Origin of the sequence: Nisaea denitrificans DSM 18348 (genome assembly GCF_000426505.1) — a bacterium.
Classification (GTDB): domain Bacteria; phylum Pseudomonadota; class Alphaproteobacteria; order Thalassobaculales; family Thalassobaculaceae; genus Nisaea; species Nisaea denitrificans.
In genome coordinates this window covers 193689-209038 of the sequence record NZ_AUFM01000011.1, presented here as the reverse complement: position 1 = coordinate 209038, position 15350 = coordinate 193689, and the positions used below count along the sequence as shown (strand labels likewise).

The window sequence follows — 15350 nt, the reverse complement described above, 5'->3', positions numbered from 1 at the left end:
GTCAGGCTCCTCCCCCACCGAGCGGCCCCATCACCGCCTGATTGAAACCGTAGACTTTCCGGTCTCCCTTGAAAGGCACGAGATCGACCGTCCTTGTCTGGCCCGGCTCGAACCGCACCGCAGTGCCGGACGGGATATCCAGCCGCATGCCGCGCGCCGCGTCCCTGTCGAAGGAAAGGCCCGGATTGGTTTCCGCGAAATGATAGTGCGAGCCGACCTGCACCGGCCTATCGCCCGTGTTCGCGACCTCGACGGTGATGGCCTCGGCGCCCTCGTTCAGAACGATCTCGCCGTCGGCCGCAATGATTTCTCCCGGGATCATGGCACCCTCCTAGCGGATCGGATCGTGGACGGTGACCAACTTTGTCCCGTCCGGAAAAGTGGCTTCGACCTGGACTTCGTGGATCATCTCGGCGATCCCCTCCATCACGTCGGAGCGTTTGACGACACTGGCACCCGCTGCCATCAGGTCGGCAACGGACCGGCCGTCCCGCGCACCCTCGACCACATAATCGGTGATCAAGGCGATCGATTCCGGGTAGTTCAGCTTCACACCCCGCTCCAGCCGGCCACGTGCGACCATGGCCGCGACCGAAACCATCAGCTTGTCTTTTTCCCTCGGTGTCAGATTCACCCCGGCCTCCCCTCAGACATCCACATCAAATTTGCCACATCAAATACGCCAGATCACCGGCATCCGGGCCGGCAGTCCGAGCCAGCGCACCCGCGCCGCGCTCCAGAAAGCGCCGACCGCGTTGCGCAGCCGCATGGCATCCGGCCCAAGCCAGCGCATCACCAGAAGATTGTTATCGATCGCGGTCACCCCGCAACGGATATCTCCCGCCGCACCGGTCTGAACTTCACGGGCCCAGTCGAGATCGTCGGCCGCATCCGGCCGGGCAAACAGCGCCGTGGCGAAACTGCTCACATCACGAAGGCCGGACGCAACGGCGGCGGCACCGGCCGGGTCCGCCAGCTCGAACCGGTCGGCCCAGACCAGCCGCCCGTCCCGTTTCAGATCCCAATGCTCACGGTAGCGCCCGGAGGAAAAGGTCTCCCCCATGGCGCTCCGGCCAAGAACCGAAATGGCACCGGCGAAGAGTGTGCTGTCAGCGGCAAGGTCGAACCGGACGCGCTGACGGAACAGCGCGCGGTCAAACAGGATGGTGCCCTGCGGCAGCCACTCGAGCACGCCCCCTTCGGCAACCCGCATGGTCAGATGGTTTCCCGCCTCGGCGCCGGAAGACTTGTAGATCTTCTCAGCCGCCTGGGCGGTCAGGGTCAGGCTGGCGCCTGAGCCAACGCTGATATCCGTCTCGTAAAGGTCACCGCTGACGATCCCACCGGAGAGGTTCGCCAGAACGGCGGTCAACAGCTCGCCGACACCCGGTCGCGGCATCAATATGCGCAAGGGCTGGGCGAAATAGAGGTCCGACATGACGGAGCGCCCGTCCCGGCTTTCAACGGAAAGGCGTGCCGCTCCGGTCGCACGGTTCAGCTGAACGGTTTCATCGGTATGAGCGAGCGCTAAACTCAATACAGCTCCCCTTTTTTGCGAGAACAATCGCAATCGCCGTGCCAAAGGCTACTCTGTTCTCTCGGAGAATTTTAGATGTTTGTTTTCAAATAGTTAGAAAACCCAATCGCACGGGTCTCGTTAGCAGGTTACAGATAACCGCTCACACCACGGGCAACACGCTCAATCCTGCTCAATTGTTGGGCAAAGAGCCCTACTCCGCCGCCCACAGCTTCATCTCCGCCGTGAGTTTCGGACGGTAATCCGCCATCTCCTCGGCAACTGCCTTATGTCCATAAAGGCCGTCACAATAATCGAGCACCGGCGCCGGAATATCGACCGGAAGACCAAGCAGCGGTATCAACAGATCAAGCCAACAGAGTGTCACCGGAAAACCGCAATCCGCTAAAGTAAGCTGCGCGGATGGAGGCGCCTTCTCGAGCAGCCGGCCGAGGCCATCCAGCCGATCCGTCAGCGTGTCCGTGTGACGCCCCGCCTCGAAGCCACCTCGCTTGCGCTCGGGCATATACGGAAACAGAGCCCGGACCGCCGGCTCGAGCCGGGTATCATGGTAGCGGGAGCGCTCCCGAACGAGTGCCCGGCCCGCCGGTGTATCCGGCAGCATCGGGGGCTCGGAGTGTATTTCGTTGAGGTATTCAGCGCAGGCCTCTGAGTCAGCCAGCAACAAGTTCCCGTCCCGCAGCGCAGGCAGATTTCCAGCGGGAACGATCTGCCTGTATTCCATCGATCCGTATCCGCCCGGCGGCGGAATTTCTTCCCAGACCAGATCCTTGTGCCGCAACAGAATACGAAGTTTCGCGGAATAGAGACTGACCGGAATGGTGTAAATCTGGAGCATGACCGCCCCCCAACTGAAATCGGGCCGTCAGATACAGTTCGCTGCAGCCCGCTGTCTCCGACCTGATCGCATCATACTTCCAGAGCCGATAATGAGAACGTCACTTTACTTTATTGTGCAGCGCAGCATAATTGCGCAATCGCAATAGACCAAGGCCGCCCAGATGTTCTCGCTCGAAGGCACAACCGCATTGATCGTCGGTATCGCGAACGATCAATCCATCGCCTGGGGATGCGCAAAGGCACTGAAAGACCGCGGTGCGAAACTCGCCATCACATACCTGAACGACAAGGCTGAATCACATGTGCGGCCGCTGGCGGAACAACTCGGCGCCGATATCGTCATGCCGCTGGATGTCCGTAACGAAGATCAGGCCGAGGCGCTGTTCGGAGAGATCAAGGCGCAGTGGGGCCGCCTCGATACGCTGCTTCACTCCATTGCCTTTTGCCCGAAGGACGATCTGCATGGCAGGGTGATCGATTGCTCGGCCGAGGGCTTCGCAGCGGCTATGGATATTTCGGTGCATTCCTTCCTGCGCCTGATCCGGCGTTCCGAGCCGCTGATGCACGAAGGCGGAACCTGCATGACCGTCTCGTTCTACGGTGCGGAGCGCGTGGTCGATCACTACAACATCATGGGCCCCGTCAAAGCAGCCCTCGAATCCGTGACCCGGTATGCAGCAGCCGAACTCGGCCCGAAGGGCATATCCGTGCACGCATTGTCTCCCGGGCCTCTCAAGACCCGAGCCGCCTCCGGGATCGACTATTTCGACGACCTGATGAACGAGGCGGCGGCCCGCGCGCCGATCCACAAACTTGCGACCATCGAGGATGTCGGCGCATTCGCAACCTTCCTCGCCAGTCGTGAAGCCGCAAATGTCACCGGCGGCATCCATTATATCGATGGTGGCTACAGCGTCGTAGCATGAGGTGACAATTCAGGCTGCTAGCTTTAACGTTCGAGAACGTTACTCTTCGTCTCGACGGTCCGGCCTGGATCGAGTTTTGCCATCACCCCGTCTCTATCAATCTTGAGTTTTCAATCCATTACGTAGAGACTTCCAGATCCTCAGCAGGTCTCTGACCATCAGCGAAGAAGGAGCGCGGTCTGTTCCGAAGTTTGAATAAAAACATGAAGCAACGACGTTCTCCCGATTCCGGTAATTACCTTTCATCGCGATTTCGGCCATGCGTCTCTGTCTCATGCAAGGTTAGGCCATGAGCACGAGCCCGACACGTTCCTCAACGGTGAAAAGCGTCAGTGGTCATCAGGCCCGGCTGGTTATCATCGTTGCCACACTGCTTGGCCTGACCATTGGCATCGGCGAGTCTGTCCTTGAGTATTTCGGACTACGGTCGGACTTGTTCGAAACCACGGAAAAGGCGGCACAGGCGTTTGAACAGACCGCCTCTGTTGCCGTCGTTAGCCGCGACCCTGAGCTGGCCGCGCAAATTGCCACCGGCCTGCTCCATTTCGAAGCAATCATTTCCGTCGAACTGACGGACCAAACCGGCGCCACTATAATCAGCGAACAGCGCACTTTTCCGCCCTTGGAAGACCACTGGTATCCGGAGCTTTTTCCGCCCGTCACACATGCGCTAGAGCTAGAACTCAGCGACCCGGCGACACCGGGCATCACGGTGGGATCTCTTCGAATTACAGCCTCCTCCTGGCAGATATCCGAGGAGTGGCCGAACCGTCTGGCCGTGGCTCTTCTTGCCATGGCGGCAGGCATCGCAGCGCTCGCCGCTATCCTGTTCTACATCTCCGAGAGGTTTGTAACCCGGCCTCTGCTTCAGCTCGCCGCCGCCTATCGCCATCTGAATGCGGACGACCCGAAGCAAAGCCCACTGCCCGAGCCCGACGATTTCGATTTCCTGGAATACAGGGAAATCGCAGCCAGCGGGGCCCGCCTGATGCGCGACATCACCCGTAATTCAGAAGTCAGAGACCTCACAGCCAGCGAGCTGTTCCGCAGTCAGAAGCGTTTTCAGGATTTCGCCGAAATCTCTTCGGACTGGTTCTGGGAAACTGATCGTGACGGCGGTATCAGCTACATCTCCGCCAGCTTCACCAAGACCCTCAACAAGCGGAGCGGAGAGATCTACGGCCGCACATTGGCGGAAACCTCCTCGGAGGACACTCAGACGCCAAAATGGCGCGGCTTGAACGACGTTATCGAACAGCGCCGTCAATTCCGCGATTTCCGCTATGATATCGAGTCCCAGCCGGGCGTCCGCAAAACTGTCAGCATCAACGGCAGGCCGTTCTACGATGAAGCCGGAACCTTCATCGGCTATCGCGGTACCGGCGCCGACGTCACCAATGAACGGCTTATTGCCGAAGCCCGGAACGAAGCCCTGCAACGCGCGGAACATGCCAACCGGACGAAATCGGAATTTCTGGCAACGATGAGCCACGAATTCCGCACACCTTTAAATGCCATCATCGGTTTCAGCTCCCTGCTCGCAATGCCGAACACCAGAGACATGGCAGTGGAACGCCTCGCCGACTATTCCGGGGCTATTCAGCAAAGCGGCCAGCATATGCTGGAACTGGTGAACGATATTCTGGACATTTCCGCCATCGAGGCGGGCAAGCGAATCTTGACGCTTGAAGAAGTCGGCATCGGTGCGATCTTCACGCACTGCATCTCGCAGGTCGATGGTCAGGCCAGGAACAAGGCCATCACCATCTCTACCTCGGTCGAGATGGCATCGGACCTTATGATCACGGATGAACGCTCGATCCGGCAGATCCTCCTGAACCTGTTGTCGAACGCCGTAAAATTCACACCTGACGGCGGGGCGATCCGCTGTCTGGCGGAAGCCGACGGAAGCGAGATTGTCTTCCGTATCGAGGACAGCGGCGTCGGAATTTCAAAGGATCGGCTGCCGACAATCGCCGAGCCGTTCTCTCACTCCTCCATCCACCCCCATGTTGCCAAGGAAGGCACCGGCCTCGGACTGTCCATCGTCCGCTCTCTCGCGCAGTTTCTCGGCGGCAGTTTCATGATCGAGAGCGAACCCGGCGCGGGTACCAGTGTCACGGTAATCTTGCCCAGGGTCGGGCAGGACACCTCGTTGGCGCAGGATATAGACGCCGCCGACTGAGCTGCTCCGGAAAGGCGATCACACAGTCAGATGACCGCGGACATCTTCTTCCGCGAGCGCGGTCTTCGCCCCGGCAAGCACGATCTCCCCACGGTCCATCACTGCAATTTCATCCGCCAGATCGCGGGCGAATTCGAAATATTGCTCAACCAGGATCACGGCCATATCTCCACGTGCTGCCAGCAGGGCGATGATCCGTTCGATATCCTTGATGATCGATGGCTGAATTCCCTCGGTCGGCTCGTCCAGCACGAGCAGGCTCGGGCGCAGCACCAGAGCACGGGCGATGGCTAGCTGTTGCTGCTGACCGCCGGAAAGATCTCCGCCGCGCCGCTTCAGCATCTGTTTCAGCACGGGGAACAGATCGAAAATCTCGTCCGGGATCGTACGCTTGGCGCGCGGCAGGGCAGCGAACCCGGTCTTCAGATTTTCCTCGACTGTCAACAGCGGGAAGATTTCCCGTCCCTGAGGCACGAAAGCGACACCGGCCGACGCTCTGCGGTGAACCGGCAGCGCCAGCAGATCGATATCGTCCCAGAGGATGCTGCCCGCGCTCGGGCTCTCCAGACCGGTCACGGCCCGCATCAGACTGGTCTTGCCAACCCCGTTACGTCCGAGCACGCAGGTAACCTTGCCGCGCTCGGCCACCAGATCGATGCCGCGCAGCGCGTGGCTGGCGCCATAGTGCAGATGAAGTCCCGAAACTTTCAGCATCTCAGCGTCCCAGATAGACTTCGATGACGTGCGGATCGTTCTGCACCTGATCCATGGACCCTTCGGCCAGCACCGATCCCTCATGCAGCACGGTGACCTTCACGCCGAGAGCGTGGACGAAGGCCATGTCATGTTCGACGACCACGATGGAGCGTTCCCCGCGCAGATCACGCAGCAGCTCAACCGTCGCCTCGGTCTCGGCGTCGGTCATGCCGGCCACCGGTTCGTCCAGAAACAGCAGTTCCGGGTCCTGCACCAGCAGCATGCCGATCTCCAGCCATTGCTTCTGCCCGTGCGATAATTTCCCGGCCATCTGATCGCGCTCACCGGCCAGGCCGATCCGCTCCAGCGTGCTTTCGATCTTCGATTTGCGGTCCGCATCCAACCGGTCGAACAGGCAGGCGAAGGTGCTCCGGTCCGACTTGATGGCGAGTTCCAGATTGTCGAACACCGAATGGTTCTCGAATACGCTCGGCCGCTGGAACTTCCGGCCGATACCGAGGGCGACGACTGCCGCCTCGTCCCGTTTGCCGAGATCGATATCGCCTTTGAAGATGACCCGTCCCTCGTCCGGCTTGGTCTTGCCGGTGATGACATCCATCATAGTCGTCTTGCCGGCGCCGTTCGGCCCGATGATGGCCCGCATCTCGCCCGGCTCGACCACGAAGCTCAGATTGTTCAGCGCCTTGAAACCGTCAAAGCTGACCGTGACCCCGTCGACATAAAGCTGGGATTCTGAATAAGAAGCTCTTCCGGTCACGTTCATTGGCCCGGCTCCTCGGCAAGGGATGAGGATGCAGGCGGGTTCCGTTTACCAATCCGCCGCTTCACCCAGTCGACCGCGGCAGGCAGGCTGCCGACCAGGCCTTTCGGGAAGAACAAGGTGACGGCGATGAACATACCGCCGAGCGCGAACAGCCAGATTTCCGGGATAACCCCGGTCAGCACGGTCTTCGCGTAATTGACCAGCACGCCGCCGGCAATCGCGCCGTAGAGCGTGCCGCGACCGCCGATGGCAACCCAGATCACAGCCTCGATTGAGTTGGCCGGAGCGAATTCACCCGGATTGATGATGCCGACCTGCGGCACATAGAGTGCGCCTGCCAACCCGGCGATCATGGCCGAGAGCACGAAGACGAAGAGCTTGAAATTCTCCACCCGGTAGCCGAGGAAGCGGACCCGCGCCTCGTCGTCCCGGATTGCCGTAATCAGGCGTCCCAGCTTCGAGGCGACGATGCTGCGGCACATCAGATAACACCCGGCCAGCGCAACACAGGTCGCCGCCAGCAACACGGCCCGCGTGTTGTCCGATTGCAAATCGAAGCCCAGCAGATCCTTGAAATCCGTCAGGCCGTTATTGCCGCCGAAGCCCATGTCGTTGCGGAAGAACGCCAGCATCAGCGCATAGGTCATGGCCTGGGTGATGATCGAGAGATAGACCCCGCTGACCCGAGACCGGAAGGTCAGCCAGCCAAACACGAAAGCCAGCAGCCCCGGCACGAACAACGCCATCACCACAGCGAAGGGGAAGAAGTCGAAGCCGTACCAGTACCATGGCAACTCCTTCCAGTTCAGGAACACCATGAAGTCCGGCAGCTCTGCGTTGCCGTAGACGCCCCGGTCGCCGATCTGCCGCATCATGTACATGCCCATGGCATAGCCGCCGAGAGCGAAAAAGGCGCCGTGCCCGAGGCTGAGAATGCCGCAGAAGCCCCAGATCAGATCGATCGAGAGCGCCAGCATGGCAAAACAAAGATATTTGCCGAGCAGACTGACCAGATAGGTCGGCACATGAAAGGCTGAGTCGGCCGGGACCGTCAGATTGAGGAGCGGCACGAGGACCGCGATCGCGGCCAGGACCGAGAGCAGGACGGCGCTTGCCAATCGTCCCTTACCGGGTTCCTGGGCCTGCGGCGCGTATAGGCGTTGCAACAGCGACATGACTCAGGACTCCACGGCACGACCGCGGAGCGCGAACAATCCGCGGGGCCGTTTCTGGATGAAGAGGATGATCGCCACCAGCACCAGGATCTTGCCCAGCACCGCGCCGGCCCAGGGCTCCAGCAGCTTGTTCACGACGCCGAGCGACATCGCGCCGGCAAAGGCGCCCCAGAGATTGCCGACACCGCCGAACACCACGACCATGAAGCTGTCCACGATGTACGCCTGTCCGAGATTTGGGCTGACATTGTCGATCTGGCTGAGAGCGACCCCCGCGATACCGGCAATGCCGGAGCCTAGACCGAAGGTCATGGCATCAACCCGCCCGGTCGGAATGCCCATGGCACGCGCCATCTCGCGGTTCTGCGTCACCGCCCGCATCTGCAGACCGAAAGCGGTCTTCTTAAGAACAAGGAGGACGGCGCCGAGCACACAGAACGAGAACAGGATGATCCAGAGCCGGTTATAGGTCAGGGTGATACCAGCGACGGACTCCATCGCGCCCTGCATCCATTCCGGCGCCCCGACTTCCCGGTTGGTCGGCCCGAAGATCGAGCGCACGGTCTGTTGCAGGACGAGGCTGATGCCCCAGGTGGCAAGCAGGGTTTCAAGCGGGCGGCCATAGAGGAAGCGGATACACCCCCGTTCCATGGCAATTCCGACCAGCGCCGACATCAGGAACGCCGCAGGCAAGGCCACCGCGAGTGACCAGTCAAACAATCCCGGCGCCACGGAACGGAACACTTCCTGTACGACAAAGGTTGTGTAGGCGCCGAGCATGACCATCTCGCCATGCGCCATATTTATGACTCCCATCACGCCGAAGGTGATGGCCAATCCCATGGCGGCAAGCAGCAGGACCGAGCCGAGACTGATCCCCTGATAGAGATGTTCGACAGTGCGCCACATCTCCAGCCTGCTCTCCATCGAGGCGAGCGTTTTCCCTGCGGTCGCGCGGACCATCTCGTCAGGTTCGCGCCAGACATCGCCATCCTTCAGCAGCAGACGGGAGAGCATGACCCGGCTTTCCGGATCTGTTCTGTCCGCGAGGGACTGCACCGCCGCCAAACGCTCTTCCGCGCTGTCGGATTGCAATTTGATAGAGGCCTTGGCCAGTTGCAGCGCGTTTTTCACCGCCGCATCCGCTTCCTTGGCCAGCGCCGTCTCGATCAATGGCAGCATTGCCTGATCGCTCGACTTCAGCAGACCGTCCGCCGCTTCCAGTCTGCGCTGCGGGTCCGGGCTCATCAGTGTCAGTGTACCCATGACAGCTTTGACAGATGAACGGAGCCGGTTGTTCGTTTTGATCCGCTTCACCTCACGCGATCCGACCGTTCCAACCTCGGAACCTGTCAGGGGATCGGTCAGGAGAAGCTTCCCTCCACTGGTCTTTTGGCCAATGACCACCACGCCGTCGCTCTTGCGCGTGTAGAGATCCCGTCCGACCAGCGCTTCCAGGATAGGCACCACCTCGGGCGCGCCTGTCGCGACCATGCGATCGACAACAGCCTGCTTCTTGGAAAGGCTCGCCGCACCGAGCTCGGTAACGAGTGTTCCGAGATCTTCAGCAGCCGATGCACCGGAATGCGGCACCAAAACCGCGAGTGCCCAGAAAACCATTAAGAACCGGAGTGCGCCCCCGCGCATCCATTGCCTTAAGGACATTAAATTTCCTTCCATCCCTGCGCGCTATTCAAGCGGTTCCGGAGCGCGGGACATCCCGCGCTCCGGTCCGGAAGTTTTTTTAGAAGCGCGGCTTTTCGCAGTTGCCGCAGACCCACGGATAGGTCCAGTCGGCGGTCAGCTTGGCGCTTTCCGGGATGAAGTCGGACCAGGCATCGCCGACCACCACATCGTCGGTGGCGGAAACGATTTCGAACTGGCCGTCCTCGAGGATTTCACCGATCAGCACCGGCTTGGAGAGGTGATGGTTCGTATTCATCACCGCCACACCGCCGGTCAGGTTCTTGACGGTCTGGCCGTACATTGCCTGACGCACCGCATCGACATCGGTGGTACCGGCCTGCTCAACCGCCTGCACCCACATCTTGAAGCCAATGTAATGCGCTTCCATCGGATCGTTGGTCACGCGCTTCTCGTCCTTGATGAAGGCGTGCCAGGCTTTGATGAAGGCGTCGTTCTCCGGGGTGTCGACCGACATGAAATAGTTCCATGCGGCAAGGTGACCGACGAGCGGTCCGGCATCGAGACCGGCAAGCTCTTCTTCACCGACGGAGAAGGCAACGACCGGAATGTCTTCCGCCTTGATGCCCTGGTTCGCCAGTTCCTTATAGAACGGCACGTTGGCATCACCGTTGATGGTGGAGACAACCGCGGTCTTCTTGCCCTGGCTGGCGAATTCCTTCACCTGGGCAACGATGGTCTGCCAGTCGGAGTGACCGAACGGCGTGTAGTTTTCCATGATGTCGGCATCGGCGATGCCCTTGGCATTCAGGTAGGAGCGCAGGATCTTGTTGGTCGTGCGCGGATAAACGTAGTCGGTACCGAGCAGCACGATGCGTTTCGCTTCGCCGCCCTCTTCGCCGAGCAGATAGTCGACCGCCGGGACCGCCTGCTGGTTCGGCGCCGCACCGGTATAGAAGACGTTCCGGGAAGATTCCTCGCCCTCATACTGCACCGGATAGAAAAGCATACCGTTCAGCTCTTCGAAGACCGGAAGCACGGATTTGCGGGACACTGAGGTCCAGCAGCCGAAAGTTACGGAGACGCCGTCTTTCGAAATGAGTTCGCGGGCCTTTTCCGCGAAAAGCGGCCAGTCGGATGCCGGATCGACAACGACGGGCTCGAGCTTCATGCCGAGAAGACCGCCTTTTTTATTCTGCTCGTCAATGAGCATCAGCATGGCGTCCTTCAGTGTGGTCTCACTGATTGCCATGGTTCCGGATAGCGAGTGGAGGATGCCGACTTTGATCGTGTCCGCCGCCTGCGCTGCCCCCATCCCGGCCGTTGCAGCCAGCCCGAAGGCTGTTGCCGCAAGGGCGCTTTTCCACTTTGTGAGCTTCCCCATTTTTTAGTCTCCCAGGTCCAGGGTTGTTGTTGCACCGCACCCCAAACAGCAAACGCTGTGCCACAGTTCCCGCACCCGGGTTAATTTCCTAAAACATATTATTTATCAGATATTTAAAATGAAAAACGACACTCAAATAGAAAACCAGAAAGAGAACCGGCCATTTAATTTTGCACCAATATTGGGCATTGCCTGTTTTTTAACCTAACTGTAACCGAATACCACACGTTGACCTTTTGCCGATGAAGTCGCATGTCGGGTGTGGGGAACACTACTCCCCCGACGGGGTTGTTGTTGCACCACACGGCCCTGGCCCGTGCGTCTTCACAGACGCACGGGTAGGAGGGGATACGAAAAATCCCCCGAAAACATTGCTAATTTCAGTGCATCCGGCCGACAAAAAACCGGAATCCGACAATTTCTCAATAAATATCAACGAATAATCAACAATGTGGCTGCACAGGCGGAATCACAAAGATATACTGATCCCCGCACATGGATTTGCCCGACAGAACGCCAGGGCTGCGCGGGGCCATTCGAAGAACATCAGGGGGCCGCTTAAATGTCTTTGAATATGTCTACGAAACTCATGGCGCTGGTCGTATTTATGGCCACCGCCCTTTGCGCATTCGCGGGTTTTTCCATCTGGACGATGACCGCCGTGAAAGGTCAGGTCGACCAGATCATTTTGACCGACACACCGGTTTCCGTTCTGGTTGGCTCGATCGTCGAAAGCCAGCTCGAACAGGAAATGGCCCTGCATATCGCCATATCGATTGCCGCACAGGGACGCGGCGATGCCGCAGACGACTATATTGCGAAGTTCGCAGCACACGGCACCGCTGTCGACGAACATCTCTCCTCGGTAAACCTGCTGCTTTCCCCGATTGTTGAAGCTGGCGGCGACCGCGGCATCCGCTATGCAGAAATCCAGAAGCTGCTGGCCGAAATCGAAGAAGCGCACGACCACATAACGAAGACCGGCAACACTGTTATTGTTCAGCTCAAGTCCTTGATCAAAGCGGCGGGCGGACGCATTCCCCGACTGTCACACCTCAGCTCTCATATGAACAAGATCGAAGAGACCCAGGTCATCGTCGGTTCACGCGTTCATGAACTGCTGGAAAAGGTCAACGGCATGTCCAAGGGATCGATCGAGACGATCCAGGCAGCCGAAAATTTGGCGATCAGCAGCCTCAGCATCGCCGCAATCATCGCCGTCACCCTCTCATTGATTATCGGCATCCCGCTCGCCATCAGTATTCGCCGCCGCCTGAATGCCGCGGTCCAGACCGTAGACAGGTTCGCTGCAGGTGACCTCTCCGTTCCTGTCCCCGTAACCAATTCGAACGACGAAATCGGCCGAGTGCTGAAAGCGATCGACGCCATGCAGAAAAACCTGCAGGGGATGCTCGGCACCATCAAAACGGCATCTGGCGGTGTCACCTCGGGCAGCAGCGAGCTTCGTCAGACTGCGCAACAGGTGTCTGACGGTGTGAACGACCAGGCCTCCAGCGTCCAGGAAACTTCCGCTGCCATGGAAGAAATGACTGCCGGTATCCGTCAGAATGCGAAGAACGCTGAAGAGACAGAAAAAGCGTCGGAGCGTATGGCCGGTGAAGCCGGGCGTTGTGCTGAAGCAATGACCCAGACCGCCGCTGCCATGAAGGATATTTCCGACAAGATCCTCGTCGTCGAGGAAATCACCCGGAAGATCGAACTGCTGGCCCTCAACGCCTCCGTCGAGGCCGCGCGTGCCGGTGAACACGGACGCGGGTTCGCGGTTGTTGCCTCCGAAGTCTCCCGCCTGGCCGAAATCAGCAAGCAGGCCGCAAGCGAGATCCAGGATGCCTCCGCCGACGGCCGGGAAGCCGCCGAAAATACCAACCGCCTGCTGAATGACCTGCTGCCGGAAATCACCCGGACCAAGGATCTAGTTCAGGGCATCACCGCCGCCAGTGAGGAGCAGTCTGTCGGCGCGGACGAGATCAATGTCGCCATCCACCGGCTTAACACTGTAATTCAGCAGAACGCGGCGGCAGCGCAGCAAATGGCGGCAACCTCGGGCGCCCTTGCCGGCCGAGGCCGTGAGCTGCAGGAATCCGTCTCCCGCTTCAAATTGAACGAAGGCGATGCACCAGCCAAGAAGAAGCCGGCAGGCAACGCTTCAGCCCAATCCGAAGAGAACACTGACGAAGAGCGCAGCTCTGCGCAGGAAGACAAGATTACGTCCGGTGACTTTGGAAAGTACTAATCCGGTCACGGCGGAGTTCGACGAACTCCGCCGTCTGGCGCATCACAAATTCGGGATTATCGTTCCAGCGAATGCGGAAAGTTTCCTGGATTCGCGCCTGCGCGCCTTCATGAGCCAGACCGGTCATGAATCCATTCCGGAACTCTTGCGCGAAGCACGAAGCGACGGGCGCGAGGACCTGCTGATCAATCTGGTCGAGCATCTTTCGACCAATCACAGTTACTTTTACCGGGAGCCGGCGCACTTCGAATTCATGGCGTCGACCTTGCTTCCGGAGCTCGAAGAACGGCTGCGCCGGGACCGGACAAAAGACATCCGGATCTGGAGCTCGGCCGCGGCTGCGGGCGAGGAAGCCTACTCAATCATCATGGCAATGCGGGAGTATTTCGGAACGCATTATCAGGATCTGGATGCCGGTGTCCTGGCGACGGACATTGCCAAAGCGACCCTGCGACGGGGAGCCATCGGCGAGTACAGAGCCGAGGCATTCCGCCATATGCCAATGGCCTGGCAGCAGAAATATCTGGAATATCTCGGCGATAACACCTATCGCGTGGTAAAGCAGGTACGCGACGATGTGATGTTTCGGTGGCTTAACCTGACCGAACCACTGGAAATGTTGCGTGGCCGCTTTCATTTGATCTTGTGCCGAAACGTGATGATCTATTTCGATGACACGACCCGAGAGAACCTCGTCCGTAACCTGAGCACGATGCTCGCGCCGGGTGGATATCTCTTTATCGGCCACACCGACAATCCGGATCACGCACGGATTTATCTGGATCAGATCCGTCCCGCGATCTTTAGAAAGAAGGCCTCTTGAACGGACAAGACGGTATTCTCGTTGTCGCTTCAGACCCCCTGCTCCGCAAGGTCGTGACGGAAACGATAACGCCCCTTATCGGTGATACGGAAGTCATCGCGGTATCACAGACACGCGCCACCCCTGACCGCCTCGCCGGCGCCGAGGTCGTGGTGCTTGCGGCCCGCGACAATGACTTCAGCAGCCTCAAGAATGTGTTCGAGCTGACCAAGACCTGCGGCCGCCCTCTTCTCCTGATCACCGCCGGAGAGAGTACCGAAGGCCGGACAGTCGCGGCACAGCTGAAAATACCCTCAGGGCAACTGATTTCCATTCCCGAGCTCGATATTCGCTCGGAACTGAAAGCAGCATCTTCCCGTATTGAATCCGCCCTGCGGCAGGCCCGCGTGGATCGCCCGCGGTCCACATCGGCGCCAGCCGCACCGCGCCCGGCTCCTGTGCGAACGCAGACTTCCGTCGAAACAGCGAAACCACGGCCACCGGAAGACCTCGGCGCGCCCTATCTCGGCACCGTGATCTGCATTGGCGCCTCTACCGGTGGCACGGATGCCCTGATGACGGTGCTTTCAGGTCTCGACAAGAATTGCCCGCCGGTTGTTATTGTTCAGCACATGCCGAAAGACTATGTCGAGGATTTCGCCAAACGACTGGATCAGTCCTGCGCGATTGACGTAATGCTGGCCTATGACAGCCAGCCCCTTCGCCCCGGCCTCGCTGTGGTGGCGCCGGGCGACCAGCAATTCCGGTTGCGTAAGGGAAACAAGGGAATCTGGACCGCTCTCGGCGAAAATGAGCGCATTGGTGGTCATTGTCCGGCGGTCGATGTGATGATGAAATCGGCAGCGCAGGAACTGGGCAAGAGATCCGTCGGTGTGATCCTCACCGGTATGGGCCGGGACGGCGCGGCAGGCTTGCTCGAAATGCGCCGTGTGGGTGCACGCACCCTTGCCCAGGACGAAGCCAGTTCCGTCGTTTACGGCATGCCGAAAGTTGCCTTCGAAGAAAAGGCGGCGGACACCGTCCTGCCGCTGCAAAAGATCGCCGGATGGATTTCCGGCGTCACACTCAACCTGCCTAAATAGATTGGCCTGAATAAAGTCAG

The 15350-nt window shown here is 59.5% G+C and carries 14 protein-coding genes; 5 read left to right on the top strand and 9 right to left on the bottom strand.

Translation table 11 applies throughout. The features are described from left to right. Position 1: 1 nt before the first annotated feature. The 4 genes from K328_RS0101730 to K328_RS22140 form a co-directional block, all read right to left on the bottom strand. Entirely contained in the window at positions 2 to 322 is a 321-nt protein-coding gene (locus K328_RS0101730; protein WP_028464483.1) for an urease subunit beta, read from the bottom strand. Between the two features lie 9 nt (positions 323 to 331). Beyond that, a complete protein-coding gene (locus K328_RS0101725; RefSeq protein ID WP_028464482.1) occupies positions 332 to 634 on the bottom strand; it encodes an urease subunit gamma in 303 nt (100 codons plus the stop codon). A 39-nt stretch (positions 635 to 673) separates the two neighbouring features. Further along, positions 674 to 1537, bottom strand: a complete 864-nt coding sequence (locus tag K328_RS22145; protein WP_051284302.1) for an urease accessory protein UreD — start codon at positions 1535 to 1537, stop codon at positions 674 to 676. Between the two features lie 193 nt (positions 1538 to 1730). Continuing rightward, on the bottom strand, positions 1731 to 2375 hold the full coding sequence (locus tag K328_RS22140) for a glutathione S-transferase family protein (protein ID WP_036553047.1): 645 nt from the start codon (positions 2373 to 2375) through the stop codon (positions 1731 to 1733). A gap of 163 nt (positions 2376 to 2538) precedes the next feature. On the opposite strand from K328_RS22140, the gene fabI reads away from it, so the two are divergent. Both fabI and K328_RS25490 read left to right on the top strand, forming a co-directional pair. Further along, positions 2539 to 3303 (top strand): enoyl-ACP reductase FabI, encoded by a 765-nt coding sequence (fabI, locus tag K328_RS0101710; protein WP_028464481.1) that lies wholly within the window; start codon positions 2539 to 2541, stop codon positions 3301 to 3303. Between the two features lie 289 nt (positions 3304 to 3592). Continuing rightward, positions 3593 to 5488, top strand: coding sequence for a sensor histidine kinase (locus K328_RS25490; protein ID WP_084608045.1), 1896 nt, complete (start codon positions 3593 to 3595; stop codon positions 5486 to 5488). Positions 5489 to 5506: 18 nt separating this feature from the next. On the opposite strand, the gene urtE is transcribed toward K328_RS25490, so the two are convergent. From urtE to urtA, 5 genes are all read right to left on the bottom strand, one after another. Next, the gene (gene urtE / locus K328_RS0101700; protein WP_028464479.1) at positions 5507 to 6202 is read right to left on the bottom strand and encodes an urea ABC transporter ATP-binding subunit UrtE; all 696 of its coding nucleotides are present in this window, start codon (positions 6200 to 6202) and stop codon (positions 5507 to 5509) included. A gap of 1 nt (position 6203) precedes the next feature. Beyond that, positions 6204 to 6968 carry an urea ABC transporter ATP-binding protein UrtD gene (urtD, locus tag K328_RS0101695; protein ID WP_051284300.1) on the bottom strand — a complete coding sequence of 255 codons (765 nt, stop codon included), beginning with the start codon at positions 6966 to 6968 and terminating at the stop codon, positions 6204 to 6206. Then, positions 6965 to 8143 carry an urea ABC transporter permease subunit UrtC gene (urtC, locus tag K328_RS22130; RefSeq protein WP_084608044.1) on the bottom strand — a complete coding sequence of 393 codons (1179 nt, stop codon included), beginning with the start codon at positions 8141 to 8143 and terminating at the stop codon, positions 6965 to 6967. The genes urtD and urtC overlap by 4 nt, the downstream gene beginning before the upstream one ends. Before the next feature lie 3 nt (positions 8144 to 8146). Next, positions 8147 to 9808 carry an urea ABC transporter permease subunit UrtB gene (gene urtB / locus K328_RS0101685; protein ID WP_245577371.1) on the bottom strand — a complete coding sequence of 554 codons (1662 nt, stop codon included), beginning with the start codon at positions 9806 to 9808 and terminating at the stop codon, positions 8147 to 8149. Positions 9809 to 9887: 79 nt separating this feature from the next. After that, a complete protein-coding gene (gene urtA, locus K328_RS0101680; protein ID WP_156901227.1) occupies positions 9888 to 11102 on the bottom strand; it encodes an urea ABC transporter substrate-binding protein in 1215 nt (404 codons plus the stop codon). 631 nt (positions 11103 to 11733) lie between these two features. Between urtA and K328_RS25485 the strand changes: the two genes are divergently transcribed. Genes K328_RS25485 through K328_RS22120 form a run of 3 tightly spaced genes read left to right on the top strand, consistent with a single transcriptional unit; the run spans position 11734 to position 15330 of the window. Then, positions 11734 to 13425: a methyl-accepting chemotaxis protein gene (locus K328_RS25485; protein ID WP_084608043.1), complete on the top strand. Its 1692-nt coding sequence runs from the start codon at positions 11734 to 11736 to the stop codon at positions 13423 to 13425. Continuing rightward, a complete protein-coding gene (locus K328_RS0101670; protein WP_169721156.1) occupies positions 13406 to 14248 on the top strand; it encodes a CheR family methyltransferase in 843 nt (280 codons plus the stop codon). Before K328_RS25485 ends, K328_RS0101670 begins: the two co-directional genes overlap by 20 nt. Further along, positions 14245 to 15330, top strand: a complete 1086-nt coding sequence (locus tag K328_RS22120) for a CheB methylesterase domain-containing protein (RefSeq protein ID WP_051284296.1) — start codon at positions 14245 to 14247, stop codon at positions 15328 to 15330. Before K328_RS0101670 ends, K328_RS22120 begins: the two co-directional genes overlap by 4 nt. Positions 15331 to 15350: the final 20 nt, after the last annotated feature.